Origin of the sequence: Sulfitobacter sp. SK025, assembly GCF_003352105.1 — a bacterium.
GTDB classification, from domain to species: Bacteria; Pseudomonadota; Alphaproteobacteria; order Rhodobacterales; family Rhodobacteraceae; genus Sulfitobacter; species Sulfitobacter pontiacus.
Genome location: NZ_CP025808.1, coordinates 1,167,634 through 1,185,254 on the forward strand (window position 1 = coordinate 1,167,634; position 17,621 = coordinate 1,185,254).

Annotated in this window: 14 protein-coding genes, 1 tRNA gene and 1 pseudogene; 8 read left to right on the forward strand and 8 right to left on the reverse strand. The window is 60.0% G+C overall.

All coding sequences use genetic code 11. The features are described from left to right. Positions 1-9: 9 nt before the first annotated feature. The 4 genes and pseudogenes from C1J04_RS05690 to C1J04_RS05705 form a co-directional block, all read left to right on the forward strand. Positions 10-1,944 carry a hypothetical protein gene (locus C1J04_RS05690; RefSeq protein ID WP_114865309.1) on the forward strand — a complete coding sequence of 645 codons (1,935 nt, stop codon included), beginning with the start codon at positions 10-12 and terminating at the stop codon, positions 1,942-1,944. Between the two features lie 41 nt (positions 1,945-1,985). Continuing rightward, positions 1,986-2,726, forward strand: a complete 741-nt coding sequence (locus C1J04_RS05695; RefSeq protein WP_162797831.1) for a hypothetical protein — start codon at positions 1,986-1,988, stop codon at positions 2,724-2,726. 118 nt (positions 2,727-2,844) lie between these two features. Then, a complete protein-coding gene (locus tag C1J04_RS05700) occupies positions 2,845-3,414 on the forward strand; it encodes a hypothetical protein (protein ID WP_114865311.1) in 570 nt (189 codons plus the stop codon). Positions 3,415-3,681: 267 nt separating this feature from the next. Further along, positions 3,682-4,137, forward strand: a pseudogene (locus C1J04_RS05705) (IS66 family transposase); the annotation flags it as partial. Between the two features lie 269 nt (positions 4,138-4,406). Here C1J04_RS05705 and C1J04_RS05710 read toward each other — a convergent pair. The 3 genes from C1J04_RS05710 to C1J04_RS05720 form a co-directional block, all read right to left on the reverse strand. Then, positions 4,407-4,481 (reverse strand) — tRNA-Gln (locus C1J04_RS05710). 293 nt (positions 4,482-4,774) lie between these two features. Then, a complete protein-coding gene (locus C1J04_RS05715) occupies positions 4,775-5,764 on the reverse strand; it encodes an NADPH:quinone reductase (RefSeq protein WP_009826310.1) in 990 nt (329 codons plus the stop codon). A 70-nt stretch (positions 5,765-5,834) separates the two neighbouring features. After that, on the reverse strand, positions 5,835-6,341 hold the full coding sequence (locus C1J04_RS05720; RefSeq protein WP_009826311.1) for an SH3 domain-containing protein: 507 nt from the start codon (positions 6,339-6,341) through the stop codon (positions 5,835-5,837). Between the two features lie 126 nt (positions 6,342-6,467). Between C1J04_RS05720 and C1J04_RS05725 the strand changes: the two genes are divergently transcribed. The 4 genes from C1J04_RS05725 (at position 6,468) to C1J04_RS05740 (ending at position 13,486) form a co-directional block, all read left to right on the forward strand. Beyond that, positions 6,468-7,454, forward strand: coding sequence for a 2-hydroxyacid dehydrogenase (locus C1J04_RS05725; protein WP_037954222.1), 987 nt, complete (start codon positions 6,468-6,470; stop codon positions 7,452-7,454). Between the two features lie 81 nt (positions 7,455-7,535). Next, the gene (gene ggt / locus C1J04_RS05730; RefSeq protein WP_009826312.1) at positions 7,536-9,344 is read left to right on the forward strand and encodes a gamma-glutamyltransferase; all 1,809 of its coding nucleotides are present in this window, start codon (positions 7,536-7,538) and stop codon (positions 9,342-9,344) included. 30 nt (positions 9,345-9,374) lie between these two features. After that, a complete protein-coding gene (locus tag C1J04_RS05735; RefSeq protein ID WP_009826313.1) occupies positions 9,375-10,787 on the forward strand; it encodes an FAD-binding oxidoreductase in 1,413 nt (470 codons plus the stop codon). A gap of 206 nt (positions 10,788-10,993) precedes the next feature. Beyond that, positions 10,994-13,486, forward strand: coding sequence for a GcvT family protein (locus C1J04_RS05740; protein WP_009826314.1), 2,493 nt, complete (start codon positions 10,994-10,996; stop codon positions 13,484-13,486). Positions 13,487-13,495: 9 nt separating this feature from the next. Here the strand turns inward: C1J04_RS05740 and C1J04_RS05745 are convergent, their stop codons facing one another. The 5 genes from C1J04_RS05745 to C1J04_RS05765 all read right to left on the reverse strand — a co-directional run bounded on the left by C1J04_RS05745 (position 13,496) and on the right by C1J04_RS05765 (position 17,592). Next, positions 13,496-14,263, reverse strand: a complete 768-nt coding sequence (locus C1J04_RS05745; RefSeq protein WP_009826315.1) for an HNH endonuclease — start codon at positions 14,261-14,263, stop codon at positions 13,496-13,498. A 90-nt stretch (positions 14,264-14,353) separates the two neighbouring features. Continuing rightward, positions 14,354-15,136 (reverse strand): glycoside hydrolase family 25 protein, encoded by a 783-nt coding sequence (locus C1J04_RS05750; protein ID WP_037954224.1) that lies wholly within the window; start codon positions 15,134-15,136, stop codon positions 14,354-14,356. A gap of 4 nt (positions 15,137-15,140) precedes the next feature. Then, entirely contained in the window at positions 15,141-15,791 is a 651-nt protein-coding gene (locus C1J04_RS05755) for a DUF938 domain-containing protein (protein ID WP_009826317.1), read from the reverse strand. Further along, entirely contained in the window at positions 15,788-16,873 is a 1,086-nt protein-coding gene (locus C1J04_RS05760) for an NAD(P)/FAD-dependent oxidoreductase (protein ID WP_009826318.1), read from the reverse strand. Before C1J04_RS05760 ends, C1J04_RS05755 begins: the two co-directional genes overlap by 4 nt. Positions 16,874-16,977: 104 nt before the next feature. Continuing rightward, complete coding sequence (locus C1J04_RS05765; protein WP_009826319.1) at positions 16,978-17,592, reverse strand: glutathione S-transferase family protein; 615 nt, start codon at positions 17,590-17,592, stop codon at positions 16,978-16,980. Between the last annotated feature and the right edge of the window lie 29 nt (positions 17,593-17,621).

The following is a 17,621-nucleotide window of genomic DNA, read 5'->3' on the forward strand; positions in this document are numbered from 1 at the left end:
GAGAAAGTGATGTCAGAAAACGGCGTTAAAACAACAGACCTTTCCAAAGGAAATCTATTAGATGAGGTAATCGGAAATAAGGACAACAGCACGATCTCGGTGCCATTCGTTGAATTTGCTAAACAGCTTTCTGGCAGTGGCGAAGTTTCAACCCGTGTTTTGGCTCTTGAAAACCAGAACCTTGATCCTCGAATTTCCACTCTTGAAGAACAGACATTCGAAGCAGATCCGATCTACCCAGATACAGATGCGGGATTGGGCGCAACGTCACTGGGCGATCCGTTCAAGGTTCTGAACGCGGATCCTGATATCTCGTATGATATTTTCACGCACGGGGCTGGCCCATTGGCAGTTTATGTGGCGTCAGTCCCCAGCTTGGTAGGCTTGGCAGATGTCAAAACGCTAGATGATATCGAGGCGAATTTTTGGGCGGCAGCTGAAAAGCGACGCGCCGATGTTCGCGCCCGTATTGCGGCAAAAATCGCAGCGATAATATGCGGTAAAGCGGGGCAATCTCTGGCGTACAAGCGGCTTTCGGGAACCACGATCCTTTCGGCACCGGGGCACCTCATGTTCAATGGGGGGCCATATACCAACGATTTTCAGCACGCGGCGACTAACGTTACTTGGACTGCAAGCATCGACGATATGGCGTCGATTGTTCAGTATTCCGAGGCCGATGGCTATGAGGGTCTGAGCCGCGCTGACGGCATTGCTTTAGCAGGGCAGTTTGATCTGGTGGCCTCATTTAGTGCTGCAATCGGAGCGCGGACGCTGGATGTTCTGTTTAACGGTGGACCACGCAATAACTTGATGGCGGCAGTTGAGCAGATGGCCAAAATGGTAGAAGCGAAAGAGGGTGGGCGCTATGCAGCAAAGCCCATCTGGGATTTTCTCCACGGCGAAGCGGATGCTTCTGCAGGCAACTCTAAAGCCGATTACATTGCAGATTTTGACAATGCTATTTTTGACATCAGAGCTTTCTCTGCTTGGGCGATCGATGATCCAGACTATATTGCGCCGATTGCTGTTCATCAAATGATGCTTTCAGACTTAACGGAAGCCTTCCACGAGATTTTACAAGCTCAGCAAGAGGTGGTTCAACGTACCGTCCTTTGTGAATTTGTGACCTCAGCTTACCCCTATCCTCATGAAGCGGATGAAGTGCATCCCGTCGGGGAAGCATTTGCGCTTAAATCTGAGTATTCGAAGCTGCGCCTTGTCGAAATGCTCGCGGGCACTTCGAAGGGCGGATCGCCAGTTTGCGCCTACGCAACGCGCGAAGGTGGTCTTATTCGGGCGCGAATTGCGACAAAAGGTGGTGCGGGTCTCGATATAGATACCAACATTGATTTTGGGCGCGGTATCGACGGGGCGACAGAATTGTTTGGTTTCCAGTTTTACCGCAATGGTGCTCTGATTGATCTGACTGGGGCATCTTTGAAGGTTCGCGGGCAGATGCTCGAGATAAAACTGGCTGCGGATCCGGGCGTTTATCTTTCAGATGAAGAGCTGCGCTATGCCATGCAAGAGGATGGCTCGTCGCTGCAATCGGGCGGGCACCTTCGGTCTGGCGGCAACGTTAAATCGCTTGAGCCCGCATATTTTTCAAGCTTGATGACGATGCATCGTTTCACGTTCATTAACGGTATCACCGCTGCCGGTGCGGCAGGTGATGGTCCAGGTGGGAGGACCATCACTGGTCAGACATCTGGGGCAACGGCTTTGGTTCACGCCGTCACCTACACATCAGGGTCCTTCGACACTGATGATGCGCAGGGTGAGTTCACCGCTTATCGTGTCAATGGGACGTTTCTTGATGGTGAAGTTGTAGAAACAGGTGCCATCGACATGACACTTTCGAGCGCACCTGTCGAAGAACAATTCAAACATGAAAATTGGCTGACACGCTTTGCCGTGCCTGTCACAGAAGCAGCGGAGTAACAGATATGCTAGCCAAATGTTTTACCATTCCTAAACCTCGTATGGGTTTTTTCTTCACCAATCGCCCGGGGTTCTATGACGCGCAAAGCAATCGCTTTCTGAACGTATTCCAAGGGCAAGGGGTCCAAGACTGCGATCTCGACGTTGTCGAGGGTAGCGTATCATTTCGGTCTGACTTTGGATCGAGGTCTCGTGAATGCATTCGCCTCGATGACACGACCCGTTTTCAGTTTCGCAACCCGATCCCCTATGAGGGAACAATGATCGCAATCGCAAAGGTAGATATGCTGGGCGGTGGTGCCACTAGCCGGTCGATTTTTCCGATTATATGCGCCGACAACGCTAACCCAAATTTGGCACCGTCTTGGAATTTTTCATATTTTTCCGGGGCGGTCACGATGAGGCATAATTGTACTACCAGTGGTGTCGGTGCAGCACTTGGCTCGTTTTCTCACGGTCCCGAACAAGAATTTTTGTTTGCGAGCGCATTCGATCAAACCCGACGCGAGAATGCCTATATCCTTAACGAAGGTTCTGTAACGCAAGGAACTACAAGCCTGACGACCACAAGCGGAAATGCTATGGCATTTGGTGGGCGGCAAAAGGCTAAGTTCGGAGACATGAACAATGATGCCGCAGTGTCAGACCCTGCTATGGCCGACTACGTCGACATTGCCGCACTGCTGTTTTACGGCGGCAACGCGGTTCGCGACGCGGAGGCTGACGTGAATGCGCTCTACGCTGAAGCGGATAAATTCTATGGGTTGCGGTACGGGTCCTAAAACTTGCAGCTTTTCAGACCGGAAATAAGAATGCACAATTTTGTCAATCGAATCGTGATCGGATCGTCAAATTCTCGCGCACGTGGCAGCACGGGCTTAACTACCGAAGAAAGCAATTATGACAAAAATAAAAGCATATATCGCGATCTTCCTAGGCTACTTGGGTTCTGCAATCGGTTTGCTATATTCAATTTTTCTTTTGATAGAGCTCTGGTTAGGCAGAACCTCCACACCTGAAAATTTCAAGGCACTCCCGAGAAGGGCAGATGCACTGATCGAGTGGTTCCTATCGCAGCCATGGCAGATAGCATCGTTGGTGCTTTTATCGCTTGTTGCCGGCTCAACATACCTTCTAATTATTGGTATCAGAGGCTTGGTTTCCACCGAGGAAATAACCGTGCGTCTGCCAGAAGGTTACATGACGGCAGAGCAGGCCAAAGATATTTTGAATCTTATCATTCAAGTTCAAGGCCTAGAAAGAAACACTGCAAAGATGCTGGCTATGCACGGCAATCTTGGTGAGCGAGTAGACAATTATAAGAATGACCTTGTCGAGGCTCTGGGATGTACTCATTCATTGTCCAACGATGTGATGGCGACGATAGGTAGAATGTATGATCAGCAGCAGGAACTTGTTAACGCAGTTCAAGCGATGAGCGAACAAATCCAGTCTCAAAAAACACGTTGATTAAGAGCGCTTAGGTAACCTTTTCGAGTGCCAGCCGGTTGGGAGCCTATCCGCGAGCAGCGGCGAACACAGAATGCCGACTCATTAGTAGATAGGGGTTTGGCTGCCGCTCGTTAGCAAGTTGGTTTGCTGCACGCCTGGGGCGCTTTGAAAGCGTGTTTAGAAGTGGGTTGGAAAAGATGTTTCGGTCAGCCGTATTTTTTGCCCGTCTAAATAGTGCTGACAAATAAGCTGCGTTTTTCTGCCAACATTTTCTTCGCGCTACAGCTCTACCTGATCGAAAAGGATATCCGGGGTCTGGCACCCGAGGTGCGATTGGCAGCACGGCAAGACCAATCGGCACCGTTGATCGTCGCGTTTGAGGAGTGGCTCACGACCAACCGCGCGCGGCTGTCTGCTAAAGCCCCTTTGGGTGAAGCGCTCAAATACATCGCAAAATACTGGGACGGGCTGTGCCTGTTTTTGACCGACGGCCGCATCGAAATGGACAGCAACGCAGTGGAACGCACGATCCGTCCCATAGCTCTGAACCGCAAAAACGCACTCTTCGCTGGCCACGACGACGGGGCCACAAACTGGGGCGTCATCGCTTCCTTGATCGAGACCTGCAAATTGAACAGTGTCGATCCGCATGCCTATCTGACAGATACGGTCACTGCCATCGTCGCAGGCCACAAACAAAGCCAGATCAACGATCTGCTACCGTGGAATTACGTCAAATAGGTGGGATCGGCGCACCGCTTACTCTTCTTCTCCCTTCTTATTCATTACTTATACCTATTACCTAGATACCATCATGAATGATGGAGCGGGTCATCCCTAGCTATATCAAGGTAACCACTGATCCGTCCTGACCAGAGCCCCACCTGTAGCCTCAGAAAAATGGCTAAGTAGAGCGAAGGAAGGCCTACCCTAGGCGAGGGGCATTATCAGGGGCATTTCGGACCCTGCAGCGGCCCGAAGGCCTGATCATAATAATGTCTAAAGTGAAGTGGCTGGGATGGTAGGATTCGAACCTACGGTACACTGTACCAAAAACAGTTGCCTTACCACTTGGCTACATCCCAACGTGTGGGCGTAATTAGTCCGGAGTGCGGGGGGGTGCAATACCTTTCTGGAGAAAAAGTGGGGAGAATCTCGGAATTTATTCTTGAGCCGTGTTTGGGGCAGAGCAGGCTGTGTTCTATTGGGGAGGATCAGCGGGGTCGCTCGGCCGCAGGGGCCTATTGCCGCTGTATGTCTCGCTGCTGATATCCTGCATCCGGGCGAACACGTGATCGCGCGACAGGGGGGACGTGGGGGCGCACCGCCGCCGTCCCCCTCGCTTCAAGGGTGCAGTATGTGTCGCGTGCGAGGGCTGTCAGCCTTCGCAGTTGATCAAGATCGCACCGGCGCGGGCACCGGCTTCGACGGCTTCATGGGCCTTGACCGTGTCTGACAGCGCGAATGTCTGCTCGACCGGGCAGTGCAGCGCCCCTTCGGCCAAGGCTTGATGGGTTTTCTTGATCGCGAGGGCACGTTCGGCCTCGGTCAGCAGGTAGACGAGAATGATGTCGATGGTCACCGCCTTAAAGAGCAGGGGCAGGAAGGGGAGCGTCGGCTCCATCACCTTGGCAGAGCCATAGGCCGCGATGCGCCCGTTGGGTTTGATCACCTCTGCATCCAGCGCGATATTGGCCCCGAATTCGACCTCGATGATCTGGTCGACGGGGGCACCACCGTTGGCATCAAGCACCTGTTGCGCCAGATCGGGGGTGCTATAGTCCAGCACGACCTGTGCGCCTGCGGATTTTGCGCGCTCGGCCCCGTTGGCTCCGGTGGTGGCGATAACGCGCGCCCCTGCCCAGGCGGCGAATTGCACGGCGAGATAGCCGACGGTGCCCGCGCCCCCCTGGATAAGCAGCGTTTGCCCCGCGACATCACCGCCGTTGAACACGGCGTGGGCCGCGGTCAGCCCGGGGATGCCAAGGCTGGCGGCAGTGTCAAAGCTCACGTCATCGGGCAGCGGGACGGCCTGCGCTTGCGGCAGGGCGATATGGGTCGCGGCAGTGCCGAAGGGGCGCTGCCATTGACCGTTCCAGATCCAGACGCGCTGTCCCACGCGGGCTTGGTCCACACCGTCGCCCACGGCCTCGATCACGCCGGCACCATCGCTATGCGGGATCACAGTCTCGAAGGGCGGATGGGTCATGCCGGGGCGCCCGCGTCGGGATTTCACATCGGACGGGTTGACGCCCGACACGGCCAGCCGCACCAGCACCTCGCCCGCAGCGGGGGTAGGGGTTGGCATCTCGGTCAGGGTCAGCACGTCGCGTGCTTCGCCAAGGGTGGAATAGGTGACTGCGCGCATGAGAGCTCCTGATCATGGGGACGGTGTTGTGTCACCTAAGCGCAAGACCGCGGCATGTGCAATTGCGCGGTCAGTCGCGTAGCTCTTTCGGGCCCACGCCCCAGAGCCGCGCTTTGGGGGCCCAGCCTTTATAGCCGCCGACCCGCAGGAAACACCATTCAAGATCGCAGGCTCCGAGCCGCGCGATCACGCCCAGTTCAAGCTCTGCCTCGACGGGGGCTTTGGGGTCGGGGCGGACAAGCAGCTGCAGACGGTCCTGTTCCACCAGAACGGTGCGCGTGCCCGACAAAAGCGAATAATGCACCCAGCCGCCCATACCGTCGCGGTCTTCGACGCGGCGCCAATGGCCATGCTCTGCCGTGATGCGCAGGGGGAGGTCGCGATGTTTGAACACCCAATCGATCCGGTGCGTCAGCGACGGCCCGCGCCGCACGTTCCCCTCGCTCGCTTTCATGGACACGAAACGGGGCACCGGCAGGTTGGTCACCTGGCCGACCTCTTGCGCGAAAACCGGGGTGGTGCACAGGTGAACGGCTGCAAGGGTGCCCAAAAGGACGGAACGTAACATCGGTTTCATGACTGCCTGTCTGGTCTGTTGCCGTTGATTTAATGCAGTTTTGCCCTGCGAGGTTCTTGTGCCTCGTCTCTGCTTGGGACACCATGCCACCAAGCACAGTGCAAAGCCATATTTGGGAGGCCCACAATGTCAAAGCAACCGCTAAGTGTTGTAGTCACGCGACGGTTGCCGGAAGTCGTCGAAAAGCGATTGACGGAACTGTTTCATGTGACGTTGCGCGCGGATGACACGCCGATGACCCGCTCTGAACTGGGCGAGGCGATGAAAACTGCGGATATTCTGGTGCCCACCGTGACCGATGAAATCGACGCGGCACTGATCGGGCAGGCGGGGGACCGGCTGAAACTGATCGCGAACTACGGGGCGGGGGTCGATCATATTGACGTGATGACAGCGCGGCAGCGCGGGATTCTGGTCTCCAATACCCCCGGCGTGCTGACGGAAGACACCGCCGATATGACCATGGCGCTGATTCTCGCGGTCACACGGCGCATGTCCGAAGGCATGGCGCAGATGCAAAAAGGCGATTGGCAGGGCTGGGCCCCGACTGCGCTGCTTGGCGGGCGCGTCAGCGGCCGCCGTTTGGGTATTCTGGGGATGGGCCGCATTGGTCAGGCCGTCGCACGGCGCGCGGCTGCCTTTGGCATGCAGGTCCACTACCACAACCGCCGCCGTCTGCGCCCCGAGATCGAAGAGAGCCTTGGCGCGACCTATTGGGAAAGCCTTGACCAGATGGTGGCCCGCATGGACGTGATGAGCATCAACTGCCCGCACACCCCCAGCACCTTCCATCTGATGAACGCCCGCCGCCTGAAGCTGATGAAGCCCGACGCGGTGATCGTAAACACCTCCCGGGGGGAGGTGATCGACGAAAACGCGCTGACGCGGATGCTGCGCGCGGGCGAGCTGCAAGGCGCAGGGCTGGACGTGTATGAACACGGCACCGACATCAACCCGCGCTTGCGCGAACTGACCAATGTCGTGCTCTTGCCGCATATGGGGTCTGCGACGCTCGAAGGGCGGGTAGAGATGGGCGAGAAGGTCATCATCAACATCAAGACCTTCGAAGACGGGCACCGTCCGCCGGATCAGGTCGTACCCTCGATGCTTTAGGCGCAGCGCCGGTGCGGTTCAATTTGCGCTGGCGCTAAAAACAAGTAGGTTGACCCCGAGCACCGGAACGGGGAGGGGACCATGCTTGCACATCACATCGTAAAGTACATCGGGCGGACCTGCACAGCCATCGCCGTAGGTGGTTTTGTAAGCGGGGCCGCTTTCGCGCAACAGGCCGCCGATAGTGTCGCGCCCGAAGGTGCAAGCCAAGGCAGCTTTACCGGCATGTCGCCGCGGATCACCGCCGCCTTCGAGGCTAAGGATGCGGGCAAACCCGTCATCGCCCGGAACTGGATGGTCGCCGCCGCCAACCCTCATGCGGTTCAGGCGGGGGCGGATGTGCTGGCACGGGGCGGCACCGCAGCCGATGCGCTGGTCGCCGTCCAAGCGATGCTGGGGCTGGTGGAGCCGCAAAGCTCTGGCCTGGGCGGCGGGGCGTTTCTGGTCTGGTATGACGCCGCATCGGGCAAGCTGACCACGCTGGACGGGCGCGAAACCGCGCCGCTGGCAGTGACGCCGCAACTGTTTCAGGACGACCGAGGTGTCCCGCTGGGGTTCTTTGACGCCGTCGTTGGCGGGCGGTCGGTCGGTACGCCGGGCACCCCTGCGTTGATGGCCGCTGCGCATGAGAAATGGGGCAACCAGCCGTGGGCCGAGTTGCTGGCCCCCTCTGTCGCATTGGCCGAGAAGGGCTTTGCCGTGTCCCCACGTCTTGCGGGGCTGGTGGCTGATGACGCCGAACGGCTGGCAACGTCGGAAACGACAGCATCCTATTTCATGCCCAATGGCGTGCCGGTTCAGGCAGGCGATACGCTCAAGAATCCCGATTATGCCCGCACGGTTGCAGCGCTGGCGGAACGCGGGGCGAAGGCTTTCTATACCGGCGACATTGCGCGCGACATCGTGGGGGCTGTCCAAGGGGCCACCAACCCCGGTGTGCTGTCAGAGGTCGATCTGTCGATCTATCGGGTCAAGGAACGCGACGCCCTTTGCGCGCCCTATCACGGGCATGAGGTCTGCGGCATGGGGCCGCCGTCCTCTGGTGCGTTGGCCGTTGGGCAAATACTGGGGCTGTTGGAAAACGCGGACCTGAGCGCCGGACCGGCGGACGCAGATGTGCTGCGGCTGATCGGCGATGCCTCGCGGCTCGCCTTTGCAGATCGGGGGCGCTATGTGGCCGATACCGATTATGTGCCGGTGCCGGTGACCGGTATGCTCGACCCATCCTATCTGGCGGAGCGCGCCAAGCTGTTGCAGGGCGACGATGCGCTGCCCGAAGTCACCGCGGGCGCGCCCGCTTTCGACCATGCCCTAAACTTTGCCGATGATATCTCTATCGAGCTGCCGTCGACCTCGCATGTGTCGATCGTGGACAACATGGGCAATGTCGCAAGCATGACCACCACCATCGAAAACGGCTTTGGGAGCCGACTGATGGTGCGCGGGTTTTTGTTGAACAACGAGCTGACGGATTTCTCTTTCCGGTCGCATACCGATGGCGTGCCGATTGCCAATCGGGTCGAGCCGGGAAAACGTCCGCGCTCGTCGATGGCACCGACGATTGTGATGAAAGATGGCGCGCCGGTTCTGGCCGTGGGCAGCCCCGGTGGCAGCCGCATCATCGGCTATGTCGCGGGCGCGATCATCGCGCATCTGGATTGGGGGATGGGTGTGCAACAGGCCGCCGCACTGCCCCATGCGATCAACCGTTTCGGCCCCTACGACCTTGAGGAAGGCACCGACGCCGCCACGATGGCCGATGCGCTGACCGGCCTTGGCTATGAGGTGAACACCCGCGCGCTGACCTCGGGGTTGCATATGATTTCGATTGGCGATGACCTTCGCGGCGGGGCTGACCCGCGCCGCGAAGGCATCGCCCTTGGCGAGTGATCGCCCATTCTGAACCAAAGGAAAGACCATATGGCACAGGCCACCGACATGCCCCGCAACGAGACCGGGATCGACACCGCTTTGGGTATCCTCAAGCAGCAATTCGGCGAACGCTTCCAGACGGGGGACGCGATCCGCGAACAGCACGGGCATACGACGACCTGGATCAGAAATCAGGCCCCCGATGCCGTGGTCTTTGCTCGCTCGACCGACGATGTCGCGGCTGTGGTCAAGGTCTGCGCCGCGCATAAGGTGCCGGTCATCGCCTTCGGCACCGGCACCTCGCTTGAAGGGCATGTGAATGCGCCGGCGGGGGGCGTGTCGATTGACGTCACGCAGATGGACGCGGTGGTCGAGGTCAACGCCGGCGATCTGGATTGCCGTGTGCAACCCGGCGTCACGCGCGAGGCGCTGAACACCCATTTGCGCGATCAGGGCCTGTTCTTCCCCATTGATCCCGGGGCCAATGCCTCGCTTGGCGGGATGACGGCGACGCGGGCCTCGGGCACCAATGCGGTGCGCTATGGCACGATGAAGGACAACGTTCTGGCGGTCGAGGCGGTGATGGCCGATGGCACGGTGATCCGCACCGGCGCACGGGCGCGCAAATCATCCGCCGGATATGATCTGACGCGTCTGATGGTGGGCTCTGAAGGGACATTGGGCGTGATCACCGAGATCACGCTTAAACTGCAAGGCATCCCCGAGGCGATCAGCTCTGCCCGCTGTTCTTTCCCCACGGTCGAGGCAGCCTGTGAAACGGTGCAAAGCGTGATCCAATACGGGCTGCCCGTCGCACGGATAGAGCTGCTGGACGCGATGGTCGTGCGCGCGGTGAATGGCTATGCCAAACTGTCGCTGCCCGAAACGCCGATGTTGCTGCTGGAGTTCCACGGCTCTGACGCCGGTGTGGTCGAACAAACCGAGACATTCGCCGCACTCGCCGATGAAAACGGCGGCACCGATTATCAGGCGACCACCACGATGGAGGAACGTAACAAGCTGTGGCAAGCGCGGCACGATGCCTATTGGGCGATGCTGGCCCTGCGCCCCGGCTGCAAGGCGGTGGCGACCGACGTTTGTGTGCCGATCTCAAAACTCGCCGAAGCGGTCGGGCGCGCGAACGCCAAAGCGGCGGAGCTGGACCTGATCGCGCCCATCGTCGGCCACGCAGGCGATGGCAATTTCCACGCCTCGCTGCTTCTGGATATGGACGACGCGGATGAAGTCGCCCGCGCCGAGGCGTTCATTAGCTGGCTCAACGAACTCGCGATCTCGATGGAGGGGACATGCACGGGGGAGCATGGCATCGGACAGGGCAAACGCCCCTATCTGGTCAAGGAACTGGGAGCGGCCGTGGGCGTCATGGGCGCGATCAAACAGGCGCTCGACCCCGATAACATTATGAACCCGGGCAAGATTCTTCCCGAATCCCTGGCGTAGTCGGGGCGGCGCGGGCGGTATATCGATCCCTGCCACGGGCAGGGATGCGATGCCTCCGGCGGGGATTTTTAACCATTTGGAAGCGGCCTGCGCGCGAGTTTTTCGACGTTGGTCGCATTTGTGCTGTCTTTGGTCGGCTGGGTTCTGCGTTTTGCGCGGGGACTGCTAAATGTCGCTAAGACCTATTCTGGCGGAGCATTGGATTCATGAAAACTCAAGTCAAAGCACTGGTTGTGGGCGGCGGCGCCGTTGGCACGTCGATTGCCTACCATCTGGCCCGCGCCGGATGGGACGATGTGATGTTGCTTGAGCGGGACGAGCTGACCTCGGGGTCTACATGGCACGCGGCGGGGTTGCTGCCCTATTTCAACATGTCCTATGCGACGACCCACATCCACGACTATTCGATCAAGTTCTACAAAACGCTTGAGGAAGAGACCGGCCTGAATGCGGGCTTTGCCGTTGTGGGAAACCTGCGCATGGCGCAGACGGACGAACGCATGGATGAATACATGCTCTATGCCTCCACCGCCGAGACCTGCGGCGTGCCCTATACCTTCATGACGCCGGACGAGATCAAGGCAAAATGGCCGCTGATCAAGACCGACGATCTGAAAGGCGCGCTGTACCACCAGACGGATGGCTACATTAACCCCGCCGATGTCACCATGGCGATGGCCAAGGGCGCGCGGCAGCGGGGGGTGGCGATCGAGCGCAAGTGGCAGGCGGATGCCTTTCACTGGAATGGCGCGGCGTGGGAGGTTACCGTCACCAAGATGGTCGAGAAGGGCGGGAACCTAGTCCCCTCGGACGAGCAGGTCGTGATCACCGCAGAGCATGTCGTCACCGCCAGCGGCAACCACGCGCAGCGCACCGCCAAGATGCTGGGCATCAAGATGCCTGCTATTCCGGTCGAACATACGTTTATCGTGATGGATCAGGACCCCGAGCTGGTCAAATGGCGCGCCGACGGCAATCCGGAGCATCCGGTCGTGCGCGACGCCGACAATGAATCCTACGCCCGCGAAGAGCGGGGCGGCTGGATTTTGGGCATCTATGAGCGCGGCGCGCCTGCGCGGTTCGAATATGGTGTGCCGGACAGCTTCCGGGCCGATCTGTTTCCGCTGGATCTGGACCGGATCGCGGATCAGTATATGGCGATGGCCGACCGCGTCCCGTCTTGTGCGGACTCCGGTCTGAAGGACGATTTCAACGGGCCGATCTGCTATACGCCCGACGGCAACCCGCTGGTCGGTCCGGCACCCGGCCTGCGCAATATGTGGCTGGCCGAAGGGTTCTCTTTCGGGATCACAGCTGCGGGGGGCACGGGCTACTACCTTGCGCAGATGATGGTCGAGGGCGAGGCCGAGATCGACATGGCGTCGCTGGACCCCAAACGCTATGGCGACTGGATGACCACCGAATATGCCGCGCGCAAGAACGAAGAAGCGTATGAGCACGTCTATATCCTGCACCACCCGGATGAGGAGCGCCCCGCCTGTCGGCCCTTGCGCACCTCGCCTGCCTATGACCGTCAGGCCGCCCGTGGCGCACAGTTCGGTCATGTGAACGGGTGGGAACGCCCGAACTACTTTGCGCCGCTGGGGTTCAATGACCACGACAGCCGGTCCTTCCGGCGCGGCGGCTGGTGGCAGCATGCGGTCGATGAGGCCAAGGCGATCCGCGAGGGCGTGGGGCTGATCGATGCGACTGCCTTTACCAAACATCTGGTCAAGGGGCCGGGGGCCACTGCCTTTCTGGATTGGTTCACCTGCAACAAGCTGCCCTCGGTCGGGCGCATCAACCTGACCTATGCGCTGACGATCAACGGCACCACGCGCACCGAATATACCATCGTGCGGCTCGCTCAGGATGAATACTACCTTGTGTCCGCCGGGGCCTGGACGGCCTATGACAGTGATTTCCTGCGCAAGGCCATCGCCGATAAAGCGCCCGAATTCGGCTATATCGAATGTCATGACGTGACCACGCAATGGGGTGTCTTTGCCATTGCCGGTCCGAAATCGCGCGACGTGTTAAAAGAAGTCATCAAGGACGCGGACCCCGAGACGGTGCTGAGCAACAAGCGGTTCCCCTGGCTGACCATGCGCAATATCGAGCTGGGGATGGTCCCTGTCCGCGCCATCCGCGTCGCCTATACCGGAGAGCTCGGCTGGGAGCTGCACCACCCGATCGAGATGCAGAACCACCTGTTCGATCTGCTGGAGAAGGCGGGCGAGAAACACGGGATGAAACTGGTCGGCGCGCGGGCACAGAACTGGCTGCGGCAAGAGAAATCCTACCGCGCTTTCGGCAATGAACTGGGCCGTGATGCCACCCCGCTAGAGGCCGATCTGCCGCGCTTTGTCGACCTGTCCAAGGACTTCCACGGCAAGGACGCAATGCAGGCCCATGGTATCCGCAGCAAATGTGTGACCTTGCTGATCGACGGGCCCGACGACGCCGACCCTTGGGGCCGCGAAGTGCTGTATCACGGCGACACCCGCGTTGGCCGCCTGACCTCGGGCGGGTATTCGGTGGCCTTCGGGAAATCCATCGGCATGGGCTACGTCAAACCCGACATCGCGGAGGTCGGCACGAAGCTGAAGGTCAAGATGTTCGACCAGCTATGGGACGCCGAAGTGGTGGAGGACAGCCCCTACGACCCGAAAAACGCAACGATCCGCGTGGATGGGTGACGCTTGAACCTAGTCGAGCGGCGGCATGCTCTGCCGCTCGGCCATGCGCTGCCGGTGATGCTCCAGATACGCAGGGTCGGGCAGGAACCGTTCTGGTAATTGCAACCTTTTGGAGGCCCCGACAGCTAGTTTGCGTTTAGAGTCAGCGGGCAAATCATCGGCCATGATCATGCGGTAATCATCGTCAAAACTGATCAGATGTCGGTCAAAGGCGCGATCATGAAGGGCGTTCAGGCAAATGCCATTTTCGGGGTAGAACCGTTGAGCATCGTCCTCTTGCCACCCGACGATATGGCTTGCGGTCAGCAGGCGCGTATCGTCGATACCCGTTAGTGCACAGCGAGAGCGATAGTTGTTCAGGATCATCTCGCGGAAGAAGCTTTGTCCGCGTCGCTGCACAACAGTACGTTCGGTGACTTCGGCTTGCTTAGCGATCCAGTTTGCCTGCCGCTGCTCGGAAAAACCGGGTGTCTGCTGGGGTGACGGCAAGATCTGCGCTTCATAGGCATTAAATACGATAGAGGGGTCTTGCCGGAACCGCGCCCAGACTTGCCGGTCCATCGCAGAAAGGTTGCCAAGCCCCCTTTGCGGCAGTGTGTCATCCAGCGCGGCAAGATTGGACAGTTTCATTGCCACGGCCGATGGCGTGCGTCCGATCCGTTCTGCCATGCGGATGATCTGCGGTGTGTCGGAATGGAACTTGCCAAAAGGAAGCCGCAAATACAGTGACAAAGCCTCAGTGACCTCGTCTTCGGTCCAATTTCGACGTGTCGTCATATACCTGCCGTTTTCGCTCGGAAAATCCTGCCAGGTTCAATTTATAACTGCAATGCCAAAGGTATTGCTCTGCTAGATTGTGGCGGCGATCTACCGCACCTGACGCCGCGCGAGCCAGTTGTCCCAGCTGCTGGGGCTACCGGCATAGACGTTGATGTCGATGTCGCCGGCGGCTCCGGGGATGCGGCCGGTGCTGGTGTATTGCCAGAAGGTCCAGCGCTCGTCGGGGTATTTCTCGGACGGGTGGGCGGCGGTGGAGCGGAGCCAGAATTCAACACCGCGCAGACGCCCCATGTCATTCTGGGCATAGAACTCCGGCGTGGTGTAGACGACGGGCTGCTGCCCGTAATGCGCGCGCAGGATGCTTAGAAAGGTCTGCGCGTTGCGGCGGACGGTATCGGCGGGCGGGCGCAGGGTGCAGGTGGGGGAAAAGGGATTCCACTCCAGATCCAGCACGGGGGGCAGCATACCTGCGGTCTTGGGCACGTTTTCGATGAACCAGCGGGCCTGTTTCTCGGGCGTCGTGCAGAAATAATAGAAGTGATAGGCCCCGCGGGCGACACCGGCGCGGCCCGCACCCTCCCAGTGGTTCTGGAACATCGGGTCCAGCAGATCGCCGCCTTCGGTGGCTTTGATGAAGGCGAAGTTCACGCCGGAGACGCGGGCCTCGCCCCAGTTCAGCGGTTGCTGGAAGCGCGCCACATCGATGCCGTGCACCGCATAGCGGTCGGGGCTTTGGCCGGGCCAGTCGAACGGCTTGCGGTCGCCGAAATTGGCCGCCGTCACATCCCCCACAGGGACAGAGAGTTGCGGCGCACCACAGGCCGAAAGGGCAAGGGCAGAAAGGAGGGCAAGAACGCGAAGTCGGGGCATAGGGTCACGGCTTTCGTGCGATAAAGGCCAGATTATTAGCGGGCATGTCGATCCTGTCGATCGGGCTTAGTGCAGCATCGCTGAGCCAACGTGTGATGTCGACCGTATCCTTGTACCCGATCGCAGGATCGGCGGTGCGCAGCTCGGCGTCGAATTTCGCATCTCCGTCGGAGGTGAGCACACCCTCGTGGCGGAACGGACCATAGAGGATCAACGTGCCACCGGGGGCGAGCGCAAGCGCGGCTTCGGTGATGAGCTGCTGCGCGGCACCCGTCGGGATCAGATGCAGCAGGTTGGCGAGGAAGATCAGGTCTTGCGGTGGCAGTGGCTTGTGCCAATCCGCCGCCGTTGCATCCAGCGGTGTGGCGGGGGCGACGTTGGTCAGCCCGGCCTCGGCGATATAGGCGTCGATGCTGGCGCGGCGGTCGGGGGCGGGCTCGGTCGGCTGCCAGTGCAGATCGGGCAGGGCGCGAGCGAAGGCGGCGATATGCTGCCCCGTCCCGCTGGCAATCTCGAGAGCGCGACCTGTCTGAGGTGCATGGTCACGCAGCAGGTCACACAGGGCGTCCTTGTTCCGGTCGGCGGCGGGGGCGTGCAGCATGGCACCGCGGGTGGGCAGAGCGACGCTGGCGCTTGGGGGAAGCTTGGCTGTCATGCGCGCAGCCTATCGGGGCGCAGTGCCTCGACCACCGGATCGGGCAGCGAGGGGGCGTTTCCGAGGGTCAGATCGGCCACCAGTTGCGAGGCGGCGGCGCTGGTCTGGAAACCGTAGCCGCCTTGTCCCGCGCTCCAGATAAAGTTGGTCTGGGCGGGATCGGGGCCCAGCACCAACGTGCGGTCCACGGCAAAGCTGCGCAGCCCCGCCCACGTTGCGATGGGTTTCGTCAGCGGCACGGCGACCATGTTCTGATACCGCTCCAATCCCTCGGCCAGCACCATGTCGTCGGCCCATGCGTCCTGCGGTTCGGTTGCGTCCTCATCGGCGGGCGAGATCAGCAGCGCACCTGCGTCGGGCTTGGCGTACCATGTTTCGCCCACGCCAAAGAACATCGGCCAGCGCGACAGGTCATGCCCGCCCGGTGCCGCAATGCGGGCCATGGACCGGCGGTAGGGGGTGATGCCGATGGGGGGCACACCGGCCAGAATGGCGATCTGGTCGGCCCAGGCTCCGGCGGCGTTGACCAGTTTTGCGGCGTGATAGATGTGCGGGCCTGCGGTGACCTTCCACGTATTGCCCGTGCGGGTGATGGATGTGACGGGATGCCCGGTTTCGATCCGTCCGCCATTACCGCGCAGTTCTTTGGCGAAGTCCTGCAGCAGACGGTCGGTATCAATATCATGGGCGTCAGCGTGGTAGCCGGCAAAGGCGATGCGCTCGGCGGCCAGGATCGGCACAAGTCGCAGGGCATCGTCGGGGGTGATCCGTTCGACCCCCATATGGGCGAGATCGCTGTGAAACGCCTCTTCCTCGTGGCGGTCGGCGATGATCATCAGGCCGCGCGGGGACAGGTAGCTGCCGTCGCGCAGATAGCCGACGGTGGCCTTGTTTAGCGCCTGCACAGAGGGCGCACCGTAATTCTCTTCGATCAGCGCGGCCGACCGGCCAGAGGCGTGATAGCCAAGCGCTTTTTCCCCTTCGATCACCGTGACTTTTGCATCACCAGACAGGCGCGCCGCGGCAGAGATGCCCGCGATGCCGCCGCCGATCACAAGGATATCGGATGTGTTTTCTGTCATAGGTACCCCCTGTCCCTTGCACTGGTTTTGCGCTGGCCTGTCCCGCCGGCCCCAAGCTCTTTGCTTATGGGTGACATGGGCCGGTGGGACGTGCAACCGCGCGGTTAGGCATCGGTCTTGCCGCGCGCGGTGGCGCGACCATAGGCGGGGCGCGCGTGGATCATCTCGACAAAGCCAGCGAGTGCGGGATAATCCTTGGCGCGGCCCTGCTGCATCGCGATCTCTGCCGGAAAGCTGAGCATGATATCCGCCGCCGACAATGTATCCTGCACAAAATGCCCCGAGGCCCGCACACGGCTGTTCATGTAGCTATAGTGGTTGTCCAGTTCAGACGCGATGCGCGGATGCAGCGGCGCACCGGCGTCGCCCAAACGGCTGACATAGAGGTTCAGCAGGATCGGCGTCATCGCGGACCCTTCGGCGAAATGCATCAGTTCAAGGTGCTGCAGATAGGCGGCGCTGTCACGATCGGGGATCATCTGCGGCGCGAAACGGGTGCAAAGCATCTCGGTGATGGCCGCGCTCTCGGCGATCAGCGTGCCGTCGATCTCGACCATGGGGGATTTGCCCAAGGGGTGCACGAGCTTTAGTTCGGGCGGGGCGAGGTTGGTCTTGGCATCGCGGGTATAGGGGATGACATCATAAGGCGCGCCGATTTCTTCGAGCAGCCACAAAATGCGATGAGAGCGGGACCGGTTCAGGTGGTGGATTTTGATCATGACGCTGATGATAGCGTGTTGCAGGCGGA

Bases quoted from the DNA above. Each gene is read 5' to 3' on its own strand.
- C1J04_RS05690 (WP_114865309.1), top strand. From the start codon at position 10: ATGTCAGAAAACGGCGTTAAAACAACAGACCTTTCCAAAGGAAATCTA.
- C1J04_RS05695 (WP_162797831.1), top strand. From the start codon at position 1,986: ATGGGTTTTTTCTTCACCAATCGCCCGGGGTTCTATGACGCGCAAAGC.
- C1J04_RS05700 (WP_114865311.1), top strand. From the start codon at position 2,845: ATGACAAAAATAAAAGCATATATCGCGATCTTCCTAGGCTACTTGGGT.
- C1J04_RS05715 (WP_009826310.1), bottom strand. From the start codon at position 5,764: ATGCGCGCAGTCACCTATTCCACCCTTGGCGAAGCACGCGACGTGCTG.
- C1J04_RS05720 (WP_009826311.1), bottom strand. From the start codon at position 6,341: ATGAAACCGATGTTACGTTCCGTCCTTTTGGGCACCCTTGCAGCCGTT.
- C1J04_RS05725 (WP_037954222.1), top strand. From the start codon at position 6,468: ATGTCAAAGCAACCGCTAAGTGTTGTAGTCACGCGACGGTTGCCGGAA.
- ggt (WP_009826312.1), top strand. From the start codon at position 7,536: ATGCTTGCACATCACATCGTAAAGTACATCGGGCGGACCTGCACAGCC.
- C1J04_RS05735 (WP_009826313.1), top strand. From the start codon at position 9,375: ATGGCACAGGCCACCGACATGCCCCGCAACGAGACCGGGATCGACACC.
- C1J04_RS05740 (WP_009826314.1), top strand. From the start codon at position 10,994: ATGAAAACTCAAGTCAAAGCACTGGTTGTGGGCGGCGGCGCCGTTGGC.
- C1J04_RS05745 (WP_009826315.1), bottom strand. From the start codon at position 14,263: ATGACGACACGTCGAAATTGGACCGAAGACGAGGTCACTGAGGCTTTG.
- C1J04_RS05750 (WP_037954224.1), bottom strand. From the start codon at position 15,136: ATGCCCCGACTTCGCGTTCTTGCCCTCCTTTCTGCCCTTGCCCTTTCG.
- C1J04_RS05755 (WP_009826317.1), bottom strand. From the start codon at position 15,791: ATGACAGCCAAGCTTCCCCCAAGCGCCAGCGTCGCTCTGCCCACCCGC.
- C1J04_RS05760 (WP_009826318.1), bottom strand. From the start codon at position 16,873: ATGACAGAAAACACATCCGATATCCTTGTGATCGGCGGCGGCATCGCG.
- C1J04_RS05765 (WP_009826319.1), bottom strand. From the start codon at position 17,592: ATGATCAAAATCCACCACCTGAACCGGTCCCGCTCTCATCGCATTTTG.